Origin of the sequence: Kitasatospora sp. NPDC056076 (genome assembly GCF_042266305.1) — a bacterium.
GTDB lineage: Bacteria > Actinomycetota > Actinomycetes > Streptomycetales > Streptomycetaceae > Kitasatospora.
The window spans coordinates 1-4208 of the sequence record NZ_JBHJWG010000112.1; the positions used below are offsets into that span (position 1 = coordinate 1).

The following is a 4208-nucleotide window of genomic DNA, read 5'->3' on the forward strand; positions in this document are numbered from 1 at the left end:
GAAACCCTCCCGTGGCAACCCACCCCCGGCAACCCTCCCGTGGAAAGCGCGCGGGGGCCCCCCGGCGCCCCCGGCGGCCGGGGCCCCCCCGGCCCCCCCCCAGGACTCCGTGGCGCACGCGCTGGAGATCACCGCGCGGGTGATCACCTGCGCCGCGCTGATCATGGTGAGCGTGTTCGCCGCGTTCATCGTCAGCGACAACGTGGTGATCAAGATGATGGGGCTGGGCCTGGCGGTCAGCGTGCTGGTGGACGCCACGGTGGTGCGGCTGCTGCTGGTGCCGGCGGTGATGACGCTGCTGGGGCCGGCCGCCTGGTGGACGCCGCGCTTCCTGGACCGGGTGCTGCCGCACATCGACACCGAGGGCGCGGGCGAACAACCGTAGGGCGGGCGCGGCGTCCGGCGGGCGCGGTGGTCAGCGGGCGCGGCGTCCGGCGGGTGCTCGGTCAGCGGGCGCTGCCGAGGTCGCGGTCGTGGTCGGCGCCCTCCAGCAGGAGGGTGGTCTCCTCGATCCGGCGGAAGCGGCCGTCGGGGGCGAACTCGGCGAAGAGGTAGACCTCCATGCGGACGGTGGAGCCGTCGGTCTTGGTGATGGTCATGGTGTGGCGGTCGGCGTAGCGGTGGCCGTCGACCAGCTCCTCGTGGACCTCGACGGAGCCGTCGGCCACGACCGTGCGCAGGTGGGCGATGTGGGCCAGGAACTCGCCGCGGTCGTCCCAGCGGCCGTCGGTGCGCTGGCGGTAGTCGGGGGCGAAGTGCCGGTCGACGGCCTCGTGGAGGTCCAGGCCCGGGGTGAGGAGCAGGTCGGCGAGGGCGGTGGTGATGTCGGTGTGCTGCACGGGGTCCTCCGATGACTTGTCACGAGAAAATGCGTGCCTCAGGCACGCATCTGACGGTACAGGAAAAGCGTGCGCAACGCACGCTAATCTGAGGGGGTGACGAATCCGACCGGACACGAGATCGCCGAGGCCCTGGGACTGCTGCTGCGGCGCAGCACCCGCACCGGCCTGCACGCCCAGCTGACCGACGGCCTGGGGGAAGCCGTCGACGAGCTCACCTACCCGGTGCTCAGCGGCCTGGCCCGCACCGGAGCGTGCAGCGCCGCCGACCTGGGCCGCGAGATCGGGCTGGACCGCACCACCGTGACCCGCCGCGCCGACCGGCTGGAGGAGGCCGGGCTGCTGCGCCGCGAGGCCGACCCCGGCGACCGGCGCGCGACCCTGCTCGTCCTCACCGACCGCGGGCAGGGCGCGGTACGGGCCACCCGGCAACGCCTGGCGGCCCGCATCGAGGACTCCCTCGCCGCCTGGCCGGCGGACGACGCCCGGGTCTTCGCCCGGCTGCTGCGCACCTTCGTGGACGAGGGGCCGTTCCAGGGCTGACACCCCGGGCCCGGGGTTCCGGGCCCCGGGCCGTCGGACCCGGACCCGGATCCGGGTGCCGCGTCGGCCCCGCGCGGTGATCGACCAGGCGGGTCACGGCGGGCGTCCGGCCGTTTCCCCGGGTCCGCGGGCGGTGATCCCTTGCCCCCGAACCACCCGGCCACCCGGCCGCCGGCCCCCGCACCGCTCTCCGGAGGATCCGTCATGTCACCACGCCCCCGCCGCCGTCCACGGCCCGCCGTCACCGCCCTGCTGACCGCGTCGCTGGCCGCCTCACTGGCCGCCTCGCTCGCGCTGGCCCCCGCCGTCGGCGCCGCCGCGGGCGGCGGGCCCGAGGGCCGCCAGGACGGCCGCCAGGACGGCGACCGGGCGCTGCGGGCCCGGCTGCAGGAGCTGGTGGACCGCCCGGACGGCCCGCCCGGCGCCATCGCCGTCCTGCGCGAGGACGACCAGGTGCGGGTGATCCGGGCCGGCACCGCCGAGGTCGGCACCCGCCGCGAGCCGCGCGCCGAGGACCACATGCGCCTGGCCAGCGCCGCCAAGGCGTTCAGCGGCGCCGTCGCCCTTCGGCTGGTGGACTGCGGACTGCTCGGCCTCGACGACACCCTCGCCGCCCGGCTGCCCGCGCTGCCCGCCGACTGGGGCGCGGTGACGCTGCGCCAGCTGCTCAACCACACCAGCGGGCTGCCCGACTACAGCAGGGCCCCGGCCTTCGGCGACCTGCTGAACGCCGACCCCCACCACGTCTTCGACTCCCGCCGCCTGCTGGACTTCGTCGCCGACAAGCCCCTGGAGTTCACCCCCGGCACCCGCTACCAGTACTCCAACTCCGACAACATCGCCGTCGCCCTGATGGCCGAGGCCGCCACCGGGCAGCGCTACGAGGACCTGCTCGCCTCCGAGGTCTACCGCCCGCTCGGACTCACCCGCACCAGCCTGCCCTCCGGCTACCGGCTGCCGAGGCCCTACCTGCACGGCTACGACGTCGAACCGCCCGCCCCGCCGCAGGACGTCAGCACCGAGTACGGCGCCTCCGGCTCCTGGGCCTCGGGCGGCCTGGTCTCCACCCCCGCCGACTTCAACGCCTTCGCCGCCGCCTGGGCGGGCGGCCCGCTGATCGGCGACGCCACCCGCGCACAGCAGCGGACCTTCGTCGACGGCGCCTCCGAACCCGCCGGCCCCGGCACCAACCACGCCGGACTGGCGATCTTCGAGTACACCACCCGCTGCGGCACGGTGTACGGCCACACCGGCAACACCCCCGGCTACACCCAGCTCGGCGCGGGCACCGCCGACGGGCGGCGCAGCCTGACCGTCTCCGTCACCACGCAGGTCAACCAGAGCGGCGCCCCGGACCTGCTGGCGCACCTGCGGGCGGTCGAGGAGGACTTCGTCTGCGCACTGCTGGCCCCCTGACCGGGCCCGGGTACGGGGGTGGGCACGGGAGCAGGCACGGGGGTCCGGGCCGGCGGCCGGGCCGGGATCGGTTACGGTCGACGGTCCGGCAGCGGCCGGGCCGGGAAGCGGAGCGGGAAGGGGGCGGCGAGGTGGCCGCGGTGACGGGGAGCGTGTTCCGGGGCGAGGGCGTGCCCGCGCGGGAGCGGTTCGACTGCTGGCGGGAGCTGATCGGGCGCACCCGGGCCAGCGAGATGACCAGCGAGCACGCCGACGACTTCCGGGCGGAGATGCGGCGCCTGGAGCTGGGGCCGGTGACCCTGCTGCGGTCCTCGTTCCCGCCGACGCGCTTCCGGCGCTCCGCCGCCATGGTGCGGCGCACGGACCCCGGGGTGTACCACCTGACGATGCCGCTCGACGGCGGGCTGTCGCTGACCCGCGGCGCCAAGGAGCGCACCCGCACCTTCGGCCGGGGCGACCTGTACCTGGTGGACAGCTCCCACCCCTACGAGGTGCGGGCCCTCGGGGCCCGGGGCGGCGGCCGCCGGGAGCAGCGGACCGAGGCCGTGGGGATCGACTTCCCGGCCGCGCTGCTGCCGCTGCCGCCGCACCGGCTGCGCGACCTGCTGGGGCGCGGCTTCTCGGTGCGCGAGGGCACCTGCGCGCTGCTGTCGGACTTCCTGGTCGGGCTGGACCGGCAGGCGGCGGCGCTGGACCCGGCCGGGGCGGCCCGGCTGGGCACCATCGCGGTCGACCTGGTCGCCGCCTGGGTCGCCGGGGAGCTGGAGGCCGAGGCGGCCGTGCCGGAGGACACCCGCCAGCGCGCCCTGGTGGAGGCGGTGCGCGCCTTCGTGCGGCGCAACCTCCAGGACCCCGAGCTGTCGCCGGCGGTGATCGCCGCCGCCCACCACGTCTCCGTCAGCCACCTGCACCGGGTCTTCACCCGGCAGTCCGGGGAGACCGGGGACGGCCGGACGCTGGCGGCCTGGATCCGCGGGCAGCGGCTGGAGCGGGCCCGGCGCGACCTGGCCGACCCGGCGCTGCGCACCCTGGCGGTCCAGGCCGTCGCCGCCCGCTGGGGCTTCCCCCGGGCCGACGACTTCAGCCGCGCCTTCCGGGCCGCGTACGGGCTCTCGCCCCGTGAGCACCGCCACCGGGCCCCGGCCGAGCGGGCGCGGGACGGCGACGCGTAGACGCATTGCCAAGGAAGTGGAGACGCAGGGACAACACGGGCGCCGCGCGCACTGGCATCCTCCACGAGGAACACCGCGACGCGCCGGGCCCGTCAGCCCCGCGCGGCAGAACCACCGGTGGCCCCGCCCCCCCCCGGGGGGCGGGGCGGGGCCCCCCGTGTACCCCCCCCCGCCCCGTGTTTGGGGATGGGGTTGCGGTACCGCCCCCGGGGGGGGGGTATGGGGGGATGAGCACCAG

The 4208-nt window shown here is 76.5% G+C and carries 4 protein-coding genes and 1 pseudogene; 4 read left to right on the forward strand and 1 reads right to left on the reverse strand.

The genetic code is table 11. From position 1 onward, the window contains the following. Nucleotides 1–106 precede the first annotated feature (106 nt). Nucleotides 107–385: pseudogene (locus ACFC1T_RS38205) on the forward strand (MMPL family transporter); the annotation flags it as partial. Between the two features lie 61 nt (nt 386–446). On the opposite strand, the gene ACFC1T_RS38210 reads toward ACFC1T_RS38205, so the two are convergent. Continuing rightward, nucleotides 447–839, reverse strand: a complete 393-nt coding sequence (locus tag ACFC1T_RS38210) for a nuclear transport factor 2 family protein (protein ID WP_375897373.1) — start codon at nt 837–839, stop codon at nt 447–449. A gap of 96 nt (nt 840–935) precedes the next feature. Here ACFC1T_RS38210 and ACFC1T_RS38215 point away from each other — a divergent pair, with 96 nt between their 5' ends. From ACFC1T_RS38215 to ACFC1T_RS38225, 3 genes are all read left to right on the forward strand, one after another. Then, on the forward strand, nt 936–1382 hold the full coding sequence (locus tag ACFC1T_RS38215; protein WP_375897376.1) for a MarR family winged helix-turn-helix transcriptional regulator: 447 nt from the start codon (nt 936–938) through the stop codon (nt 1380–1382). Nucleotides 1383–1586: 204 nt separating this feature from the next. After that, a complete protein-coding gene (locus ACFC1T_RS38220; RefSeq protein ID WP_375897378.1) occupies nt 1587–2798 on the forward strand; it encodes a serine hydrolase domain-containing protein in 1212 nt (403 codons plus the stop codon). A 140-nt stretch (nt 2799–2938) separates the two neighbouring features. Continuing rightward, a complete protein-coding gene (locus tag ACFC1T_RS38225) occupies nt 2939–3970 on the forward strand; it encodes an AraC family transcriptional regulator (RefSeq protein WP_375897381.1) in 1032 nt (343 codons plus the stop codon). The last annotated feature ends 238 nt before the right edge of the window (nt 3971–4208 follow it).